The organism is Plesiomonas shigelloides, from assembly GCF_900087055.1.
Taxonomy (GTDB): Bacteria; Pseudomonadota; Gammaproteobacteria; order Enterobacterales; family CAMTGL01; genus Plesiomonas; species Plesiomonas shigelloides.
On record NZ_LT575468.1, the window covers coordinates 2,426,938 to 2,445,315 of the forward strand.

The 18,378-nt window shown below is 51.9% G+C and carries 16 protein-coding genes and 1 pseudogene; 7 read left to right on the plus strand and 10 right to left on the minus strand.

Going from position 1 to position 18,378, the window contains the following annotated elements; all coding sequences use genetic code 11:
* Window positions 1-196: 196 nt before the first annotated feature.
* The 6 genes from NCTC9997_RS10755 to seqA form a co-directional block, all read right to left on the minus strand.
* The gene (locus NCTC9997_RS10755; RefSeq protein ID WP_010864237.1) at window positions 197-958 is read right to left on the minus strand and encodes a Nif3-like dinuclear metal center hexameric protein; all 762 of its coding nucleotides are present in this window, start codon (window positions 956-958) and stop codon (window positions 197-199) included.
* A gap of 46 nt (window positions 959-1,004) precedes the next feature.
* Window positions 1,005-2,477 carry a deoxyribodipyrimidine photo-lyase gene (gene phrB / locus NCTC9997_RS10760; RefSeq protein ID WP_064978055.1) on the minus strand — a complete coding sequence of 491 codons (1,473 nt, stop codon included), beginning with the start codon at window positions 2,475-2,477 and terminating at the stop codon, window positions 1,005-1,007.
* Window positions 2,467-3,414 (minus strand): YbgA family protein, encoded by a 948-nt coding sequence (locus NCTC9997_RS10765; RefSeq protein ID WP_064978056.1) that lies wholly within the window; start codon window positions 3,412-3,414, stop codon window positions 2,467-2,469. The genes phrB and NCTC9997_RS10765 overlap by 11 nt, the downstream gene beginning before the upstream one ends.
* A gap of 210 nt (window positions 3,415-3,624) precedes the next feature.
* Window positions 3,625-3,825, minus strand: coding sequence for a YbfA family protein (locus NCTC9997_RS10770; RefSeq protein ID WP_010864240.1), 201 nt, complete (start codon window positions 3,823-3,825; stop codon window positions 3,625-3,627).
* A gap of 224 nt (window positions 3,826-4,049) precedes the next feature.
* On the minus strand, window positions 4,050-5,693 hold the full coding sequence (gene pgm / locus NCTC9997_RS10775) for a phosphoglucomutase (alpha-D-glucose-1,6-bisphosphate-dependent) (protein WP_010864241.1): 1,644 nt from the start codon (window positions 5,691-5,693) through the stop codon (window positions 4,050-4,052).
* Between the two features lie 20 nt (window positions 5,694-5,713).
* Window positions 5,714-6,235 (minus strand): replication initiation negative regulator SeqA, encoded by a 522-nt coding sequence (gene seqA, locus NCTC9997_RS10780; RefSeq protein ID WP_010864242.1) that lies wholly within the window; start codon window positions 6,233-6,235, stop codon window positions 5,714-5,716.
* Between the two features lie 89 nt (window positions 6,236-6,324).
* Here seqA and NCTC9997_RS10785 point away from each other — a divergent pair, with 89 nt between their 5' ends.
* From NCTC9997_RS10785 to fldA, 4 genes are all read left to right on the plus strand, one after another.
* A complete protein-coding gene (locus NCTC9997_RS10785; RefSeq protein WP_064978057.1) occupies window positions 6,325-7,089 on the plus strand; it encodes an alpha/beta fold hydrolase in 765 nt (254 codons plus the stop codon).
* A 61-nt stretch (window positions 7,090-7,150) separates the two neighbouring features.
* A complete protein-coding gene (locus tag NCTC9997_RS10790; protein WP_010864244.1) occupies window positions 7,151-7,372 on the plus strand; it encodes a DUF2788 domain-containing protein in 222 nt (73 codons plus the stop codon).
* 30 nt (window positions 7,373-7,402) lie between these two features.
* The gene (ybfE, locus tag NCTC9997_RS10795) at window positions 7,403-7,717 is read left to right on the plus strand and encodes a LexA regulated protein (protein WP_010864245.1); all 315 of its coding nucleotides are present in this window, start codon (window positions 7,403-7,405) and stop codon (window positions 7,715-7,717) included.
* Window positions 7,718-7,735: 18 nt separating this feature from the next.
* Window positions 7,736-8,263: a flavodoxin FldA gene (gene fldA / locus NCTC9997_RS10800; RefSeq protein ID WP_010864246.1), complete on the plus strand. Its 528-nt coding sequence runs from the start codon at window positions 7,736-7,738 to the stop codon at window positions 8,261-8,263.
* An 85-nt stretch (window positions 8,264-8,348) separates the two neighbouring features.
* Here the strand turns inward: fldA and NCTC9997_RS10805 are convergent, their stop codons facing one another.
* Window positions 8,349-8,894, minus strand: a complete 546-nt coding sequence (locus NCTC9997_RS10805) for a DUF4442 domain-containing protein (protein WP_082935549.1) — start codon at window positions 8,892-8,894, stop codon at window positions 8,349-8,351.
* A gap of 242 nt (window positions 8,895-9,136) precedes the next feature.
* Here NCTC9997_RS10805 and fur point away from each other — a divergent pair, with 242 nt between their 5' ends.
* On the plus strand, window positions 9,137-9,586 hold the full coding sequence (gene fur / locus NCTC9997_RS10810; RefSeq protein WP_010864248.1) for a ferric iron uptake transcriptional regulator: 450 nt from the start codon (window positions 9,137-9,139) through the stop codon (window positions 9,584-9,586).
* 248 nt (window positions 9,587-9,834) lie between these two features.
* Here the strand turns inward: fur and glnS are convergent, their stop codons facing one another.
* From glnS to nagE, 3 genes and pseudogenes are all read right to left on the minus strand, one after another.
* Window positions 9,835-11,496 carry a glutamine--tRNA ligase gene (gene glnS, locus NCTC9997_RS10815; protein WP_064978059.1) on the minus strand — a complete coding sequence of 554 codons (1,662 nt, stop codon included), beginning with the start codon at window positions 11,494-11,496 and terminating at the stop codon, window positions 9,835-9,837.
* Window positions 11,497-11,794: 298 nt separating this feature from the next.
* Entirely contained in the window at window positions 11,795-14,470 is a 2,676-nt protein-coding gene (locus tag NCTC9997_RS10820; RefSeq protein WP_064978060.1) for a beta-N-acetylhexosaminidase, read from the minus strand.
* Between the two features lie 114 nt (window positions 14,471-14,584).
* Window positions 14,585-16,087: pseudogene (nagE, locus tag NCTC9997_RS10825) on the minus strand (N-acetylglucosamine-specific PTS transporter subunit IIBC); the annotation flags it as partial.
* A gap of 337 nt (window positions 16,088-16,424) precedes the next feature.
* On the opposite strand from nagE, the gene nagB reads away from it, so the two are divergent.
* Window positions 16,425-17,225 (plus strand): glucosamine-6-phosphate deaminase, encoded by an 801-nt coding sequence (gene nagB, locus NCTC9997_RS10830; RefSeq protein ID WP_010864252.1) that lies wholly within the window; start codon window positions 16,425-16,427, stop codon window positions 17,223-17,225.
* 11 nt (window positions 17,226-17,236) lie between these two features.
* A complete protein-coding gene (nagA, locus tag NCTC9997_RS10835) occupies window positions 17,237-18,376 on the plus strand; it encodes an N-acetylglucosamine-6-phosphate deacetylase (RefSeq protein ID WP_064978061.1) in 1,140 nt (379 codons plus the stop codon).
* Window positions 18,377-18,378: the final 2 nt, after the last annotated feature.

Consider the following 18,378-nt stretch of genomic DNA (forward strand, 5'->3'; position numbering starts at 1 on the left):
AAAAGAGTAAATTTCTTATATGCAATCAATGATTGCCAATGAAATTGCAGGCAGCCTGCAAGGAATCACAGACTACCTTCTGAATATTTCACCATAGTGACCGTATGCACAATGCTTTATATAAAAAGAGACTAGCCAACAGGGTTATCTAGATTAAATCGATACTCTGTTAGCTAATCTATTGATTTGGTTATTATTAAACTGGATTAGGGATATCGATGAAAGTGACATGCAAGCCATAGGCACTGTGCAGCCATTCACCCAGTGCTTTTACCCCGAAACGTTCTGTCGCATGATGGCCGGCCGCAAAGAAATGCATGCCCATCTCACGCGCAATATGCACGGTTTGCTCTGAGGCTTCGCCGCTGATAAAGGCATCGACACCTGCTTCAGCGGCCAGCTCGATATAACTTTGGCCGCCACCGGTACACCAAGCCACGGTGCGGATCAGATCTGGAGCTTGTTCACTGGCACAGTGCAGTGGGGTGCGATTGAGCACATCGGTTAAACGCTCGCTTAGCTGCTGCGCGGTCACCGGTGCGGCAAAACTGCCATGCAAGGCAACCGAGTAGCGGTTATCCGGCTCTAATCCCCCCGCCACTTCGATGCCAAGATGCTGGGCTAATTGGGCGTTGTTCCCCAATACAGGGTGCACATCGAGCGGCAAGTGGTATGCCAGCAGATTGATATCATTGGCCAGCAAGGTCTTCAAACGTTCACGCTTCATGCCTTTGATGACTGGCGACTCGTTTTTCCAGAAATAACCATGGTGAACCAACACGGCATCTGCGTTCAGATCCAATGCTGCATCCAGTAACGCCTGACTGGCGGTGACACCGGTGACAATCGAGTGAATTTCCGAGCGCCCAGCAACTTGTAACCCATTTGGGCAATAGTCGCGGATGGCGCTGACATTCAATTCGCTGTTAAGTATCTGTTCCAGTTCTGTATTTTGCATAGTTTTCTGTCTGTTCTCTCACGTAATGGCATCATAGCATGAAGAGTCACTGCGCTGAGGCCGAAAAGAGGTTACGTGCCATTTCATAGGCGGCCAGCGTTTGCTTTCTGGCATTGGCATGCTCCACCAGCGGCGGCGGATAATCTAAGCTCACCCCTTGCTTGGCAGCCCACGCATGCGGGTTATGTACCCAACGATCTGGCACTGCGGCCAACTCAGGCACCCACTGACGAATAAATTGCCCCTCGGGGTCAAAGCGCTCCCCTTGGGTGGTGGGATTAAAGATGCGGAAATAGGGGGCGGCATCGGTACCGGTAGACGCTGACCACTGCCAGCCGCCGTTATTGGCCGCCAACGAGCCATCCACCAGCTGAGACATAAAATAACGTTCGCCCCAACGCCAATTCAGCAGCAGATCCTTGACCAAAAAGCCTGCGCTGATCATGCGTAGCCGATTGTGCATCCAACCGGTCTGGTTAAGCTGACGCATCGCCGCATCCACAATCGGATAGCCGGTTTGACCGCGTTGCCATGCTTGCAGATGCTCTAGATCAGCAGACCACTCGACATGATCGGTCCACGGGATAAATGGGCGCCCACGGCACAAATCAGGAAATGCCGCCAATAAATGATGATAAAACTCACGCCAGATAAGCTCATTGAGCCAACTAAAAGCACCGCTCTCTGGCTGTAGGTAGGTGTGTGAATGCTCTAATCGCAATCGGTTCAGGCATTGGCGCACCGAAAGCACGCCACACGTCAAATACGCCGAAAGCAAGCTGGTCGCTGGCAGTGCCGGACAATCGCGCTGTTCGTGGTAGTGTGTCACTTGCTGCTGGCAAAAGGTGCGCAGGCGCTGCAACGCTGCCGCTTCGCCAGCCACAAACAATGGGTTGTCCTGACACGGATAGCTAAACGGCGTAACGGAGTCAGCTGGACGGGTGGTCATCCACAGAGCCCGACATGCAGGGGCTGGCAAGCTTGCGGTATCCAGCTGCGCCAATAACCCCAGCAGCGCACGCCGAAATGGCGTATACACCTTATACATCTCACCCTGTCCAGTACGCACAGTGCCAGGTGCGGCCAACAATGCATCATCGCACCACGTCATCGGCAACCTAACACCAAGTAACGCACTGACCTGACTATCTCTACGCTGCTCATTGAGTTCATACTGGCGGTTAGCATACAGGTGCGTAACCCCCTGCTCGTCGACCAGCTGTTGTATGGTTGCGGGTATAGCCGCGAAATCTGGTACTTCACGGTAGAGAAAACCGAGGTTGCGCTGCGCTGCTTCCTGCGCCAACAGGCACAGGTTTTGCCGGATAAATTCGGCTTGGCGCGGCGCCATATCATGCTGCTGCCACTGCGTGGGCGTTGCGATAAACAGCAGCGAGACACGGGCATGCGGATCGGCGCACGCCGCGTGTAACGCACGGTTGTCGGTCAAGCGCAGATCGGTGCGTAGCCACACCAGATGGTGTGGCGTTGAGTGACTGAGCGTCTGATTAACTGCCATAGCGTAGCAACAACGCCTCCGGATAGGGTTCGAAATAGACTTGCTGCGTCAGATAAGGATCGGGATGCTCTTCCAGATAGTGGCGTAATAAGGTTAAAGGCGCCAATAACGGCTGAGTACCACGGCGATAGCGATCGATCAGATGCGATAGCTCTTTACGCTGTCGTGATGAAAGCTGACGACTGAAATAGCCTTGAATATGTTGCAGCACATTGGAATGGTTTTTCCGCGTTGGTCGCTTGCTGAGGGCCTGCATCAGATGATCCCGATAGGCAATCAACAACTCGTCAAACGGCATCGCGTCCAGATCGGCCACACGGCGGCCTAAAGCGCGATAATCGGCTTGCGAATGGGCCATAATCAACAACTTATAACGGCTATGAAATGCCACCAGCTTACCGCGCGTCATCCCCGCCTCACACTGACGATAAAAGTCATGCAGCGCAAAAATGCGCGTCACGAAATTTTCACGCAGCACCGGATCGTTGAGTCGGCCATCTTCTTCTACCGGCAACCACGGCATCTGGCGCATCAACTCTTGCGTAAACAAACCCACGCCGACTTTTTCCGCCCCCTTACCAGCCGCATCGTACACTTTGACCCGCTCCATACCGCAGGTCGGTGATTTAGCGCACACGATATAGCCGCATAAATGACTGAGCGATGCCACTTTCTCACGGGAAAACGCCTGCATTGCCTCGGTCACATTCAGATCTTGGCTGCTGCCGACGAGTTGCACTCCCTCTTCGCCGCGGATCAAACGGATCGCCGGACGCGGACTCGGCATCCCGATCGCCATCTCAGGGCATACCGGATAAAAACGGACATACGGTTTTAGATGATCGGTGGCAAATGGCAAGCGTTTGTGGCCGCCATCAAAGCGAACCGACTCCCCTAGCACACAGGCACTTATGCCTACAGGTATCAGCGTACTCATCAGTTCCCTCTCCATGTGGTTCAGATAGTCACAGTGTATCGCGCAAAATGCGGTTCAACCGCAGAATGTTGACATCAGCTTAACATTTATCGCCGAGCAGCAGAAATGACCATAAAAAAAGCCTCTCATCGCTGAGAGGCTTTCTTGTATCAAATTCGGTGGTCGCTACGCGACAATGCGGTGTGTTAACGCGCGTTGTAAATCACGAAGTTAGTAAAAATCGCGCACGCTACGTTCTGAGCTCGCTAACCAAACTGGCTTGCTGCTGGTTTTGCTCCACACCCGGTGCAGGTAGCTGTAAAAGCGTGCCCGGTTCGGGTGGAAGACCATGACCGGCAACGCCAGAGAACCTGCAATAAGCACCCCAGTGCGGCGCAGAAGAATCTGAGCTAACGAATACTTCTGGTACATCATACTCCTCCCGATAGTTGAACCGTTTCGACTGCGTCTTTGCAGTGTAATCAGGAAAAAGTAAGTTTACTACACATTTTTTAATCAATTGGTGTTTAAAAGCACGAGCATCTGCATCATTCTGTAATTATTTTACATATTTTAGCATTGTGGCTACATATGAAAAACAAAAGGCGCAGAGGGAAGTCTGCGCCTTGAGCAACAACAGGGATTATCTAGCCCGTTTACTGTGCGTCCGCCAACACCTTATCGATGATTTGCACGGCTTGTTGCTCAATCAGCGCCAGATGCTCTGGGCCGACAAAGCTTTCACAATAAATCTTGTAGATATCCTCAGTACCGGATGGCCGCGCGGCAAACCACCCATTTTGCGTCACGATCTTCAATCCACCAATCGGTGCATTGTTGCCCGGAGCTCGGGTCAGACGCGCAATGATAGGATCGCCTGCCAGCGTTTCCGCACTCACCATCTCTGGTGACAAACGGCTGAGGATCGCTTTTTGCTGACTATTGGCGACCGCCTGAATCCGCGAATAGCATGGCGAGCCAAATTGCTCGGCCAGTTTCTCGTAATGCTGCTGCGGGTTCATGCCGGTCACAGCCGTGATTTCCGCCGCCAACAAGCACAAGATGATGCCATCTTTATCGGTTGACCACGCAGTGCCGTCAAAGCGCAAGAAGGAGGCTCCGGCACTTTCTTCGCCACCAAAGCCTAACCAGCCTTCATGCAGACCATCAACAAACCACTTGAAGCCCACCGGCACTTCCACCAGACGGCGACCCAGTGCCGCAACCACGCGATCGATCATCGCACTGGAAACCAGCGTTTTACCAACGCCCACCTCTTCGCCCCATTGTGGACGATGACTGAACAGGTAATTGATGGCCACTGCCAGATAATGGTTCGGGTTCATCAGGCCGGTTGGTGTCACGATACCGTGGCGGTCATAGTCAGGATCGTTACCAAAAGCCAGATCAAACTTGTCTTTCAGCGCCAACAGACCGGCCATCGCATACGGCGAAGAACAATCCATCCGGATCACGCCATCTTTATCCAATGACATAAAACGGAATGATGGATCGATCGCATCATTCACCAGCGTCAGATCTAGATTGTAGTGTTCGGCAATACGCTTCCAGTATTCAATACCCGACCCACCCAACGGATCGACACCCAGTTTCAGACCGGCGTTACGGATCGCGTCCATGTCCACGACATTGACCAGATCTTCCACGTACGGCTGCACCAAGTCTTGCTCCAGCAGCAGCTCATTTTGCTTAGCCTGCGCAAACGGAATGCGACGCACCTCCGCCAGATTGCCCGCAATCAGTTCATTGGCGCGCTGCTCAATGGCTTTGGTCAGGTTGGTATCGGCTGGGCCACCATTAGGCGGGTTGTATTTGATCCCGCCATCTTCCGGTGGATTGTGAGACGGCGTGATCACGATACCATCTGCCAGCACACCGTTGCTACGGTTGTGGCACAAAATGGTGTAGGAAACCGCTGGGGTCGGGGTAAAGCCATTATTTTCTTGGACAATCACCTGAATGCCATTAGCAATCAGCACTTCCAAAACCGAAATAAAGGCCGGCTCAGACAAGGCGTGGGTATCTTTACCCACGATGCACGGGCCTAAGATCCCCTGCTTCATGCGCACTTCAGCAATAGCTTGCGCAATAGCCAGAATATGGGCTTCGTTGAAGCTATGGCGGGCCGAGCTGCCCCGATGACCAGAGGTCCCGAACTGTACCGCATGAGCGGCATTTTTCGGATCCGGTTGCAGAACATAGTATTCAGAAACCAGCTGACCAATATTGATCAGATCGTCTTGCTGGGCCGGTTGACCGGCCCGCGGATGAATTGCCATACGGCGTTACTCCCTAACGCTCAGATGGTGCCGCAAACTTTATCCGTCAGTTCCGCGGGGAACTGCATCGCCGTCATGATCTGCTCGACCATGGCGCGTTTACGACCCGAGTTGGTGTTGGTAATGACCCAATAAGGGGTACCCGGAATAGCTTTTGGCTTGGTGTGGGTGCCGTGCAGCAACAAGGTTGCCTCATCTTCGGCAAAATAAACCCGGGTACGACCGCGCAGCTCTTCTGTAGCGGCAGTAAATCCGCTTGGATCCAGCGAATACAAAGAAGAGAGGATCTGCATGAAACGACCGATCGCTTTAGTCTGGGCGGCATATTCATCTGACAACAGCAGCTCGCGCACGGCCCGTACACGATCGACTGAACACTCTTTTCCAGCATCACGGCTGACCACGATCCCGGCAGGACGTGGCTCGCTGCTCGGGGATAAATTCAGCATGCGACGCAAAATGTCGGAGGCACTTTCTCCGATATGCTGTGTATGACCCGCAATAATACGGTACAGCTCTTCGTCTACTTCAATGATTTTCATGTCGATCCAATGTCGTTCTCTTGCATGAATAACTCGGCGATTATACCTTCTCAGGCCATGATTCTCTATACACCAACTTGGTTTAGCTCATGATCAACTACAAACAACAGGGAGAAGGTCCGGTACTGGTGCTGATCCACGGTCTGTTCGGCACGCTGGATAACCTCGGCTTACTGGCTCGCGATCTGGTTAATGACTACCGGATCATTCAGGTCGATCTGCGTAATCACGGCCAGAGTTTTCATAACACAGAGATGAATTATGAGGCCATGGCCGCGGATGTGCTGCAACTGCTGGATCAGTTGCAGATCCCGCAAGCGAGCTTCATCGGTCACTCGATGGGGGGCAAAGTCGCCATGAAGATTGCCCAGCTCGCACCAACGCGCGTTGAACAATTGGTGGTGCTGGATATGTCACCGGTAGATTACCAAACTCGCCGCCACGATCAGGTGTTCAGCGCCCTGCATGCCGTCGACCAAGCGCGTCCAACGCGCCGTGCACAAGCTGCCGAACTGATGCGCCACCATCTCAAAGAAGAAGGCGTGATCCAGTTTTTGCTTAAATCTTTTGCGCCCAGCGATGAGAGCAGCTGGCGCTTTGCCGTGCGTGAGCTAGAAAACAACTATCCGCAGATTGTCGGCTGGAATGAAGGTACGCCGTTTAATAAACCGGTGCTGTTCATCAAAGGCGAACACTCCCCCTACATTCAAGACAAATTCCGCCCCGATATTTTGCGCCAGTTTCCACAAGCGAAAGCCCATGTGATTCAGGGAACCGGACATTGGCTGCACGCGGAAAAACCAGACGCGGTATTACGCGCAATCCGGCGCTTTCTCAATGCGGATTCCCGTTAACAGGGAACAAGGGCTATGGTATAGTTCCGGCTTAAACTGACGGGCTAAATGGAATTGCCACATGCTTTATAAGCACATGGAAACTATTGAGGCGATTGGCCTTGATTTATTCTTTATTGTCCTCTTCTTTTTTATAGGGATGGCAATTCAGGACGTGCTAAAACGTGGCAATGTTCCCCCGTTTGGCCGCCGCATTGTCTGGCTGGTTTTGTTTCTTGGATGTGCAGGCTTCGTTGCCAAAGGTCTGATCCAGCTCTACTGGGAAGGCGCTGGTATCGGTTGATTCTTAGCAAGAGCAGCACTTGTAGTTCAAATGGCAAAAGAAAATACAGACCGTACCACTCTTGATTTGTTTGCTGACGAACGTCGTCCCGGTCGTCCAAAAACAAACCCGCTTCCCCGGCATGAACAGTTACGGATTAATAAGCGTAATCAGCTCAAGCGCGATAAATCCAAAGGATTACGCCGAATTGAACTGAAAGTCGATAGCCGGGTGGTGGAAGCATTAAACGTGCTGGCTCACGAGCAACAAATGAGCCGCAGTGAACTGATCGAACAAATTTTGCTGGAAAAGTTGGGCTTGGATGCGGAAGAATTCGCGCTAAACCTGACTGACAGCCCGAAATGAACGCTAAGGTATAAGAGAATGGCAAGTGTAGGAATTTTCTTTGGCAGCGATACCGGCAATACCGAAAACATTGCCAAGATGATCCAAAAACAGCTGGGCAAACACCTGGTGGACGTACGTGACATCGCCAAAAGCAGCAAAGAAGACATCGACAACTTCGATCTGCTGCTGCTGGGTATCCCAACTTGGTACTACGGTGAAGCGCAGTGTGATTGGGATGATTTCTTCCCTACTCTGGAAGAAATTGATTTCAACAACAAGCTGGTTGCCATTTTCGGCTGCGGCGATCAAGAAGACTATGCTGAGTACTTCTGTGACGCAATGGGCTCTCTGCGTGACATCGTAGAAGCGCGTGGTGGCGTGATCGTCGGTCACTGGCCAACTGCCGGTTACCACTTTGAAGCGTCTAAGGCACTGGTCGATGACCAGAACTTCGTCGGTCTGTGCATCGATGAAGACCGCCAGCCAGAGCTGACTGCCGAGCGTGTCGAGAAGTGGGTGAAGCAAGTATACGAAGAGATGTGTCTGGCCGAGCTGGATAACTAAATCTAGATAGCGAATGTCTCGCTAACGTCAATCTTGCTGCCCGGCCTCATCATGGGGCAACAGGCATCCGCAATAAAGCCGGCATTTAGCCGGCTTTATTCTTTTCATGCGGCTTATCACCCGTTGCGAAATGCGGCCGATGCGCATCTAACGGCGCGACCACCTCTTCGGTTTTGCACTTACGCCGCACGTACAGGGTGCGGTTCACCCGTGCAACTATCTCGCCCTGCGCATCTTTAATCGCCACCGTAAACTGCGGCAAACATTTCTCACCATTGGCGGTAGCCGCCAAAATCTCTTCATAACGGCCTTCACTGATTTCGAAACTGGCGGTGAGCTTACCCCAGCCAGGGCGGATGAAATCAATGTCTGCCGCTTTATCCCAGACCATGTAATCTGGCCCTAAGCGCCCAATGAGCATCAAGGCATAAATCGGATCGGTCATGGCAAACAGGCTGCCGCCAAACTGACTGCGATTGATGTTTTTATTCCACCAGCGAAACGCCAAGGTCACTTCGCAACAGCGAAAATCACGGTCTAGACGACGAATACGAATACCGGCCCCGAAAAAGGGTGGCCAGAGATTCAACGCCCAACGGAAGATCCACGCACGAAACAAAAAGGCTGGCATGCGGTTTATCCTGTTATCCTTGTCGACAGAGCAAAAACTCTACCAAACAATAACATTTGCGCAACCATTTTGTTTTTATCTGGGATTTACGGTTTTAACTTGGTTACGCACCTCTTATAATGCTAGTCACTCTCATTTCTACTCCGGTCGCCATGTCCGATGTAGATAACCGTCCGGCATAGAGATATCGATAGATAGACATACCCTCTGCCCAGACCAAAAAAATCAGGAACGCTGGATATATGACAGATAATAATACTGCGCTAAAAAAAGCCGGTCTGAAGGTCACGTTACCGCGGCTGAAAATCCTTGAACTGCTCCAGACTGGGGATTGTCAGCATATCAGTGCGGAAGATCTGTATAAAAAGCTGATCGATATGGGTGAAGAGATCGGTCTGGCTACGGTATACCGTGTACTGAACCAGTTTGATGATGCCGGCATCGTCAGCCGCCACAACTTTGAAGGCGGCAAATCAGTCTTCGAACTGACCCAGCAACATCACCATGATCACCTGATCTGCCTTGATTGCGGCAAAGTGATTGAATTTAGTGATGACTTTATCGAGCAGCGGCAAAAAGAGATTGCCCAGCGTTATGGGATCCGTCTGACCAACCACAGTCTGTACCTGTACGGTCACTGCGCCGATGGCGACTGCCGTCAGAACGAAAGCCTGCACGATCCGAAAAACTGATTCGGCGAGCTTATCCTCGGTCAGTCGCTAACTGGATCGCTCTGGTTATCTGGTTATCTGGTTATCTGGTTAATAGTACTGACATAGGCATGACATCACCGCGTCACTCATGATGTTAAAAGACAAGTCACATAAAAAAAGCGCAGTCTAGACTGCGCTTTTTTATTCGCCATCATTGAGCATATTAACCGGCCAAGAGATCAAGACCGGTTAACCCATACTCGCCTTACCGGCTTAGCTTGCGTGATTTAGCCTGCTTGATAAGTATCACGCAGACCCACAGTACGGTTAAAGACCAGATGCTCCGCCGATGAGTCTTTGCTATCTACGCAGAAGTAACCTTCACGCTCGAACTGATAGGCTTTTTCTGCTGGGGCTTGCGCCAAGCTTGGCTCAACCACACCACGGCGGATCACTAAGCTCTCTGGGTTGATGGTCGACAGGAAATCATCTGCCGCTGCCGGGTTAGCCACGCTGAACAGACGGTCGTAGACACGAATTTCAGCTGGCACACCTTTATCCGCAGACACCCAGTGGATCACGCCCTTCACTTTACGGCCATCGGCTGGATCTTTACCCAGTGTATCGGCATCGTAAGTACAGAAGACGGTCTGGATGTTGCCTTCGGCATCTTTCTCAACGCGTTCTGCTTTGATCACGTACGCATTACGCAGACGCACTTCTTTGCCCAGCACCAGACGCTTGTACTGCTTATTGGCTTCTTCACGGAAGTCTGCGCGATCGATAAAGATCTCACGGGTAAATGGCAGCTCACGCGTGCCCATTTCCGCTTTGTTCGGATGCACTGGCGCTTGCAGCACTTCCAGATGACCTTCTGGCAAGTTCTCAATCACCACGCGAACCGGATCCAGAACCGCCATCGCACGCGGCGCGTTCTCGTTCAGATCTTCACGGATACAAGCTTCCAGCGCCGACATCTCCACCAAGTTATCCTGCTTGGTCACACCGATACGACGGCAGAACTCACGGATAGACTCTGGAGTATAACCACGACGACGCAGGCCGGAGATAGTCGGCATACGTGGATCGTCCCAACCGCTCACCACTTGCTCGGTCACCAACTGGTTCAGCTTACGCTTAGACATGATGGCGTATTCGAGATTCAGACGAGAGAACTCGTACTGACGTGGATGGCAAGGAATAGTGATGTTATCCAGTACCCAGTCGTACAGACGACGGTTATCTTGGAACTCCAGCGTACAGATGGAATGGGTGATCCCTTCCAGCGCATCGGAAATGCAGTGGGTGAAGTCGTACATCGGGTAGATGCACCACTTGTTGCCGGTCTGATGGTGCTCAGCAAACTTGATACGGTAGATAACCGGATCGCGCATCACGATGAACGGAGAGGCCATGTCGATTTTGGCACGCAGACACGCGCTACCTTCGGCAAACTCACCGTTTTTCATCTTCTCGAACAGCGCCAAGTTCTCTTCTACGCTGCGATCACGATACGGGCTGTTTTTACCCGGCTCAGTCAGGGTGCCGCGGTATTCGCGCATTTGCTCAGCAGTCAGCTCATCCACATACGCCAGACCTTTTTGGATCAGCTCAATCGCATACTGATGCAGCTGATCAAAATAGTCGGATGAATAGCAGATATCCCCACTCCACTCAAAACCCAGCCATTTCACGTCGTTCTGGATAGATTCCACGAACTCCATGTCTTCTTTTGCCGGGTTAGTATCATCAAAGCGCAGGTTGCACTGACCCTGATAATCCTTGGCAATGCCGAAGTTCAGGCAGATAGATTTGGCATGACCGATATGCAGATAGCCATTTGGCTCCGGCGGAAAACGGGTATGCACGCTGGTATGTTTACCGGACGCCAGATCTTCATCGATGATCTGACGGATAAAGTTAGTCGGGCGGGCTTCAGCCTCACTCATTTTTTTACCCTCACTCGCGGTGATGCAACAACATAACCTAGTATCATCCACAATACCTGTGCTGCAAACAACTGTTGCAGACACAATACTGCACAAAAACCGAAAAAAAACCCGCCATTAGGCGGGTTGAACCGAGCACAACATGCACAAAGTGTGTGAAGACGGCGTTCGCCGCCAAAATCCTCCCGTGGCAAGCGTCGGGGAGGCAATCATGTCCCGTTTAGGAAGTTGGCCAATACCGCTTCCCTTACCGGCGGCCAACCGGTAAGGAAATTTACCGAGGGATAAACCTCAACGCTTATTTAACGCTCTCTACACGGCTAGCACGCTTGCCATCTGGGCTGACAGTACGAACTTGTACTTCACCAGTGACAGTCGGCTTCGCTGCGGCGTCGTAACGCTGCCACGTTTTACCGTTGTCGGCAGAGTATTCAACCGCCAGACCCGGCAACGCGGTGTTTACTTCCAACACGCCTGCTGTCACTACCGCACCCGGTACCGGCAGACGGTACTGCACACCGGCAGCATCCAGCTTCGCCAGCTCACGCTGACCCAACAGGTTGGCAAAACGCGCCCAATCACGGTTCAGCGCTTTGCTGTTCACGTAATGGGTTTCACCGCCTTTGAACTCACGACCCGCCACGTAATCCAGCTCCCAATCCGCTTGGTGCCAAGCACGCTCAGCCAGTGGCAGCATACGTGGGAAGATCATGTATTCCATGCCAGGGTCGGTACGGATACTTTCACTCCAGAACTGACCTTGTACGCCTGTCGCGCCGCCCCACTTCTTATCGCTCTTCGCGTTAAAGTGGTTGCCGTCACGGTCTACTGAGGTTTCCGCGTTTTGTGGCAAGTTGTCTGGCGCGAAACCGAACACTTTACGCTCATCGCTGAAACGGGTTGCCCAGTAATAACCGCTCTCTTTCGGGTTCACTTCGTATGGCATATCGAAGTACACGTAATCTGGGTTAGAGACCACCAGCTCATAGCCTTTGTTCACCCAATCATTGGCTGAATCAAAGCCGCCCCAGTACAGGGTATCCCAGAAGTTCACACCGGTTTTCTTAGTTGCAAAGTCAGATGCGCCGCTGGCATCTTTCAGGCCATCTTGCCACGCCATCATGGTAGTGATGCCATGCTTGTTCACCAACTGGCTGACTTCTTTCGCAAACTGACTTGGCAGGTGTTCAAAATCAGAAACCTTGCCGCTTTCGACCATCTTCTGACATACCGGAGACTTGGCCCACGGCTTATCTTCTTTGCTCTGGTCGATCGTGCCACGCCAATCTACTTTCTCGGCCGCGTTCACATCTTGGAAGCCTCCGCCCAAGCGAATGTTCTTCGCTTCGTCACCACCAAAGTGCCAAGTTTGCAGCGGCATACCGGCTTCTTTGTGCATCGCCGCCACTTCACCGATCACCTTATCGACGAACGCTTGAGACGATTCCAAGCACGGGTTTAGGTAGCTAGTGCGGTTATAGAACTGTACAGACAGCGTGTTAGAGGTATCTTGCGGATCCAGCAGACGATACTGGTTCGCTTCGGCCTCTTTGCCTTCCGCCATCAGTTTCTTGTAGCGCGCTTCCATCGATACGACCGCCGCACGCGCGTGCGCTGGCATATCCAGCTCTGGGATCACCTCGATGTTACGCGCCTTGGCGTACTTCAGGATATCCACATAATCTTGCTTGCTGTAGAAGCCACTACCTTGGTTGTTGCTGTCAGGACCTGAGCCCAACTGAGGCAGCAGACACTGAGTTTCGCTCAAATCATGGCAACGCTGGCTGCCCACGTCGGTCAGCTCAGGCAGACCAGGGATCTCCAAACGCCAGCCTTCATCATCACTCAGGTGGAAGTGGAATTTGTTCAGCTTGTACGCTGCCATTTGATCCAGCAGACGCAGAATGCTTTCTTTGTTGTGGAAGTTACGGCCAACATCGGCATGCATACCACGGTGTTCAAAGCGAGGCATATCCTTCACAGTCACGGTGGCGATGGTTTTGCTGCCATCCATCGGGATCAGTGAAATCAGAGACTGCAAGCCATAGAACGCACCCGCGGCGTCATTACCCACAATCTGCGCGCCTTGTGGTGTCACTTTCAGGGTATAGGCCCCTTCGGTCTGCCACTTACCTTTAAACGCCGCCTTGTTGATTTTCACGTCTACCGGATAAGCATCCGCTGCGCTAGAGGTTGTCACCCCTAACTGCGTCAAACGCTCGCTAACTGCGTCCAGTGTGGTTTTCGGCAGTGCCAATGTTTGGATATTGATACCGTTTGCCAAGCTGGCATCGGCTTTACCCACAGTGACTTCCACTGGGGTTGGCAGGATCTGACCACGCAGCTGCTGCGCTGGCAGAACCGGCACATCTTGGTTCTTAGCGTAACGGGTTTGCGCATTCATCAGCACGTTTTTGTCACCACTGGTACGCTTCCAGTTATCACCGGTGATTGGAGCCGAAAACTCGCTCACGTTTTCAGTGTCAGTATTGCTGATGACTTTTGGCTTAGCATCACCGGCGGTGACATACCAACGTGGCATGAAGTCAGTTTCAAACAGCTGCCAGTACTCGCCAATGATAGGAATTTCAACCACTTCACCGGATTGGAAACCATCAAACTTGTCAGTTGGCTCCAGTTTATGCAGGTCACCGGTTACGTGAGAGATCTTGAATTGTTCATTTTCCACCGCCAGGATTTGGCGGATGCTGTGGAAATAGATGGTCCATGCTTTACCGCTGATTTCACCGCCATTGTTGGTCAGTGTAATCGTGGCCTTGTTACACGCCGCCCACTCGGCACCCAGCGCGCCACAGTTGACACCGTTTTCGCCACCGTGGTTATCCAGTACTGCGTACTGCACATTCAACTGGCTACCCATACGGTTAACCAGAGTCTGGTTGCTGTCGCCGCTACCGGCACAACCGGTCAACGCCATCGTGGTCGCGATAGCAATGGCAGATAATCTCAACATAAAACCCCCTAAAACACTCCAAGAGCCTGAAAAAAGATGTGATCAGGCCGTCAAACCCGGCCCCAAAGGGACCGGGAAATCACAACTAAACAAAGATAGAGATAAAACGGATTACGCTTTTACGGTAGGAATGCTGATGTTGCTCAGATCTTCAGTCGCAGGGATGCGCTTCATTTCTGTTGCGATGATTTCAGCTTGTGGGCCCAGAATAATCTGCAGATTGTTCTCACCCAGCTTCACCACACCTTTCGCGCCCAGCGCTTTCAGTACACGCTCATCAGCGATGCTGCGGTCTTTCATGGTCAGACGCAGACGAGTGATACAAGCATCGATAGTGGTCAGGTTGGCATGGCCGCCCAGCGCTTTCAGATACTTTTTCGCCAGCTCTTGGTTGTCAGTGCTGTGCACAGTTTCAACCAGCTCTTCGTCTTCGTCATCTTCACGGCCTGGAGTTTTCAGGTTGAACTTAACGATAGCGAAGCGGAACACGAAGTAGTACACCGCGGAGAAGGCAAAGCCTTGCAGAACCAGCATGTACCACTGAGTAGCCAGCGGGTTACGTGAAGACAGCACCATATCCACCAGACCCGCACTGAAGCCAAAGCCTGCAATCCAATGCATGGAAGCGGCGATGAATACAGAGATACCGGTCAACAGCGCGTGGATCACATACAGAACCGGCGCTACGAACATGAAGGAGAATTCCAGCGGCTCAGTTACACCGGTGAAAAACGCAGCGAACGCAGCAGCCAGCATGATAGACGCAACTTTCTCGCGGTTTTCACGCTTAGCAGTGTGGTAAATCGCCAATGCAGCGCCCGGCAGACCGAACATCATGATTGGGAAGAAACCAGCCTGGTACATACCAGTCACACCCAGCACCGCTTTACCAGCGTCGATAGATGCCTGACCGCCCAAGAAGTTAGGGATGTCGTTAATACCGGCAACGTCGAACCAGAACACGGAGTTCAGTGCGTGGTGCAGACCAACCGGGATCAGCAGACGGTTGAAGAATGCATAGATACCCGCGCCTACAGCGCCCATACCCTGGATGCCTTCACCGAAGCTTACCAGACCGTTATAAATCACCGGCCATACGTACATCAGTACGAAGGCAACAGCAATCATCAGGAAAGAAGTCAGGATTGGAACCAGACGACGGCCGCTGAAGAATGCCAGCGCTTTGTGCAGTTCTACAGTGCTATAGCGGTTATACAGCTCAGCAGAGATGATACCGACCAGAATGCCGATAAACTGGTTGTTAATCTTACCGAACGCAGCCGGTACCTGATCCATTGGGATACCCTGGATCTGGGAAACTGCCCCCGGAGACAGCAGCGTGGTCAGGACTAAGTAGCCCACGAAACCGGTCAGTGCCGCAGCACCGTCTTTATCTTTTGACATACCGTAAGCAACACCGACCGCAAACAGTACGGACATGTTGTCGATAATTGCCGCGCCAGACTTGATAAAGAACGCCGCTAGTGCGCTGTTACCACCCCAAGCTACCGGGTCAATCCAGTAACCGACCCCCATCAAAATTGCAGCAGCAGGCAAAGTGGCAACTGGTACCATCAATGCACGGCCGACTCTCTGTAAGTATCCTAGAATATTCACGTTGGTATCCCCTATTTCGGTTTCCAAACCTAATTATTTCTGCCTTCCAGCTCTCTACCCGTCGCTACTCAGTTTTGGTTATGAAACGAGTCACACAAGCAAAACTGAATGTTTCCACACACCTTTTATTTGGTATGACCGAGTGTAAGAGTTTTATTTTGCCTCGCAAATTAAAACCACCTTGTTTGTGATCACAATCACCGCAATGGGGTAATAAACAGGCAATTTGCTAGCCAGATCATAAAACTTATTTTATCATCCAAAACATGCTCAGGTTTGCGATAAGCTCACTCACAACACGGTTTTACTCAATTCAGGTTAGTTTAAGAGGTGTACAATGCGCTTAATTCCGCTATCAACAGCCAAGGACGTTGGATTATGGTCAGCCCGTTACATTGCCGACCGCATTAATGCCTTTAAACCCACAGCTGAGCGTCCGTTCGTATTAGGTTTACCGACCGGTGGTACACCGCTGGCAACCTATAAGCGCTTGATCGAGCTGCATAAAGCCGGTGAAGTGAGCTTTGCTAATGTCGTAACCTTCAACATGGATGAATACGTTGGTTTACCGGAAGATCATCCGGAAAGCTACCATTCTTTCATGCATCGCAATTTCTTCGACCACGTTGATATTAAACCAGAAAATATTAACCTGCTCGACGGTAATGCTGCAGATGTTCATGCTGAATGCCGCCGTTACGAAGAGAAAATTAAGTCCTACGGTAAAATCAATCTGTTTATGGGCGGTGTTGGCAACGATGGCCACATTGCCTTTAACGAACCGGCGTCTTCTCTGGCTTCACGTACACGGATCAAGACCCTGACCGAAGATACCCGTATCGCCAACTCCCGTTTCTTTAACGGCGACATGACCCAGGTACCTAAGTACTCCCTGACTGTCGGTGTCGGCACTTTGCTGGACTCCGAAGAGATCATGATCCTAGTTACCGGCCATGCCAAAGCGCTGGCGCTGCAGGCTGCCGTTGAAGGCTGCGTCAACCACCTGTGGACGATTTCCGCTCTGCAACTGCATCCGAAGTCCATGATCGTCTGTGACGAGCCTTCAACCATGGAGCTGAAAGTCAAAACGGTTAAATACTTCCGTGAGCTTGAAGCGGCCAACATCAACAATATTTAAGAAGGTCATCTATGAAATATGCCCTGACAAATTGCCGTGTTTACTCCGGCTATGACATTCTGGATAACCATGCGGTTATCATTAACGGTGACGTCATCGAGTCAGTCTGCCCGTTGAGCGAACTGCCGGCGGGGATCGCAATCGTCGATCTGGATGGCGCCAACGTCAGCCCGGGTTTCATTGATGTCCAGCTGAACGGCTGTGGCGGCGTGATGCTGAACGATGCCGTGACCGAAGAAACCTTGCATATCATGCAGCGCGCCAACCTGAAATCCGGTTGCACCAGCTATCTGCCAACCTTGATCACCACCAGCGATAGCGAAATGAAAACCGCCATCGCCGTGATGGAAAGCTATCTGCAAGCGCACAAAAACCAAGCGCTGGGTCTGCACCTGGAAGGGCCATACCTGAATATCCTGAAAAAAGGGATTCACAGCCCAGACTTCATTCGCCCAGCGGATGAAGCAATGGTGGACTATATCTGCGAGCACGCCGATGCCGTGACCAAAGTCACCTTGGCACCAGAACTGGCACCCGCTAGCCTGATTGGTAAGCTGGTCGACTCCGGTATTGTGGTTTCCGGTGGCCACACCAACGCCAGCTACGCCGAAGCCCGCGCAGGCTTTACTGCCGGCGTGAGTTTCACCACCCACCTGTTCAACGCCATGCCGCCAATCACTGGCCGTGAGCCGGGTATGGTTGGCGCGATTTTGGACACTCCAGATGTGTACACCGGCATTATTGCTGACGGTTTCCACGTTTCTTGGTCCAACATCCGTCTGGCGCACAAAATGAAAGGCGAGAAACTGGTTCTCGTGACGGACGCCACAGCTCCAGCAGGCGCTAACATTGACCACTTCATTTTCGTCGGTAAAAAAGTATATTACCGTGATGGGAAGTGTGTAGATGAAAACGGCACTCTGGGCGGCTCCGCACTGACCATGATCGAAGCAGTACAAAACTGCGTCGAGCACATCGGCATCGCACTGGATGAAGCACTGCGTATGGCCACTTTGTATCCGGCACGCGCCATTAACGTGGCAGACCGCTTAGGTCAGATTAAAGCCGGCAAAGTTGCCAACATAACGGTGTTTGATCGTGACTTTACAGTCAAGGCGACCATCGTTAACGGACAGCTTGAGCGGCACTAAAC

Excerpts from the sequence above, each read along its gene's own strand:
- NCTC9997_RS10755 (WP_010864237.1), bottom strand. The coding sequence starts at position 958 with ATGCAAAATACAGAACTGGAACAGATACTTAACAGCGAATTGAATGTC.
- phrB (WP_064978055.1), bottom strand. The coding sequence starts at position 2,477 with ATGGCAGTTAATCAGACGCTCAGTCACTCAACGCCACACCATCTGGTG.
- NCTC9997_RS10765 (WP_064978056.1), bottom strand. The coding sequence starts at position 3,414 with ATGAGTACGCTGATACCTGTAGGCATAAGTGCCTGTGTGCTAGGGGAG.
- NCTC9997_RS10770 (WP_010864240.1), bottom strand. The coding sequence starts at position 3,825 with ATGTACCAGAAGTATTCGTTAGCTCAGATTCTTCTGCGCCGCACTGGG.
- pgm (WP_010864241.1), bottom strand. The coding sequence starts at position 5,693 with ATGGCAATTCATCCGCGGGCCGGTCAACCGGCCCAGCAAGACGATCTG.
- seqA (WP_010864242.1), bottom strand. The coding sequence starts at position 6,235 with ATGAAAATCATTGAAGTAGACGAAGAGCTGTACCGTATTATTGCGGGT.
- NCTC9997_RS10785 (WP_064978057.1), top strand. The coding sequence starts at position 6,325 with ATGATCAACTACAAACAACAGGGAGAAGGTCCGGTACTGGTGCTGATC.
- NCTC9997_RS10790 (WP_010864244.1), top strand. The coding sequence starts at position 7,151 with ATGCTTTATAAGCACATGGAAACTATTGAGGCGATTGGCCTTGATTTA.
- ybfE (WP_010864245.1), top strand. The coding sequence starts at position 7,403 with ATGGCAAAAGAAAATACAGACCGTACCACTCTTGATTTGTTTGCTGAC.
- fldA (WP_010864246.1), top strand. The coding sequence starts at position 7,736 with ATGGCAAGTGTAGGAATTTTCTTTGGCAGCGATACCGGCAATACCGAA.
- NCTC9997_RS10805 (WP_082935549.1), bottom strand. The coding sequence starts at position 8,894 with ATGCCAGCCTTTTTGTTTCGTGCGTGGATCTTCCGTTGGGCGTTGAAT.
- fur (WP_010864248.1), top strand. The coding sequence starts at position 9,137 with ATGACAGATAATAATACTGCGCTAAAAAAAGCCGGTCTGAAGGTCACG.
- glnS (WP_064978059.1), bottom strand. The coding sequence starts at position 11,496 with ATGAGTGAGGCTGAAGCCCGCCCGACTAACTTTATCCGTCAGATCATC.
- NCTC9997_RS10820 (WP_064978060.1), bottom strand. The coding sequence starts at position 14,470 with ATGTTGAGATTATCTGCCATTGCTATCGCGACCACGATGGCGTTGACC.
- nagB (WP_010864252.1), top strand. The coding sequence starts at position 16,425 with ATGCGCTTAATTCCGCTATCAACAGCCAAGGACGTTGGATTATGGTCA.
- nagA (WP_064978061.1), top strand. The coding sequence starts at position 17,237 with ATGAAATATGCCCTGACAAATTGCCGTGTTTACTCCGGCTATGACATT.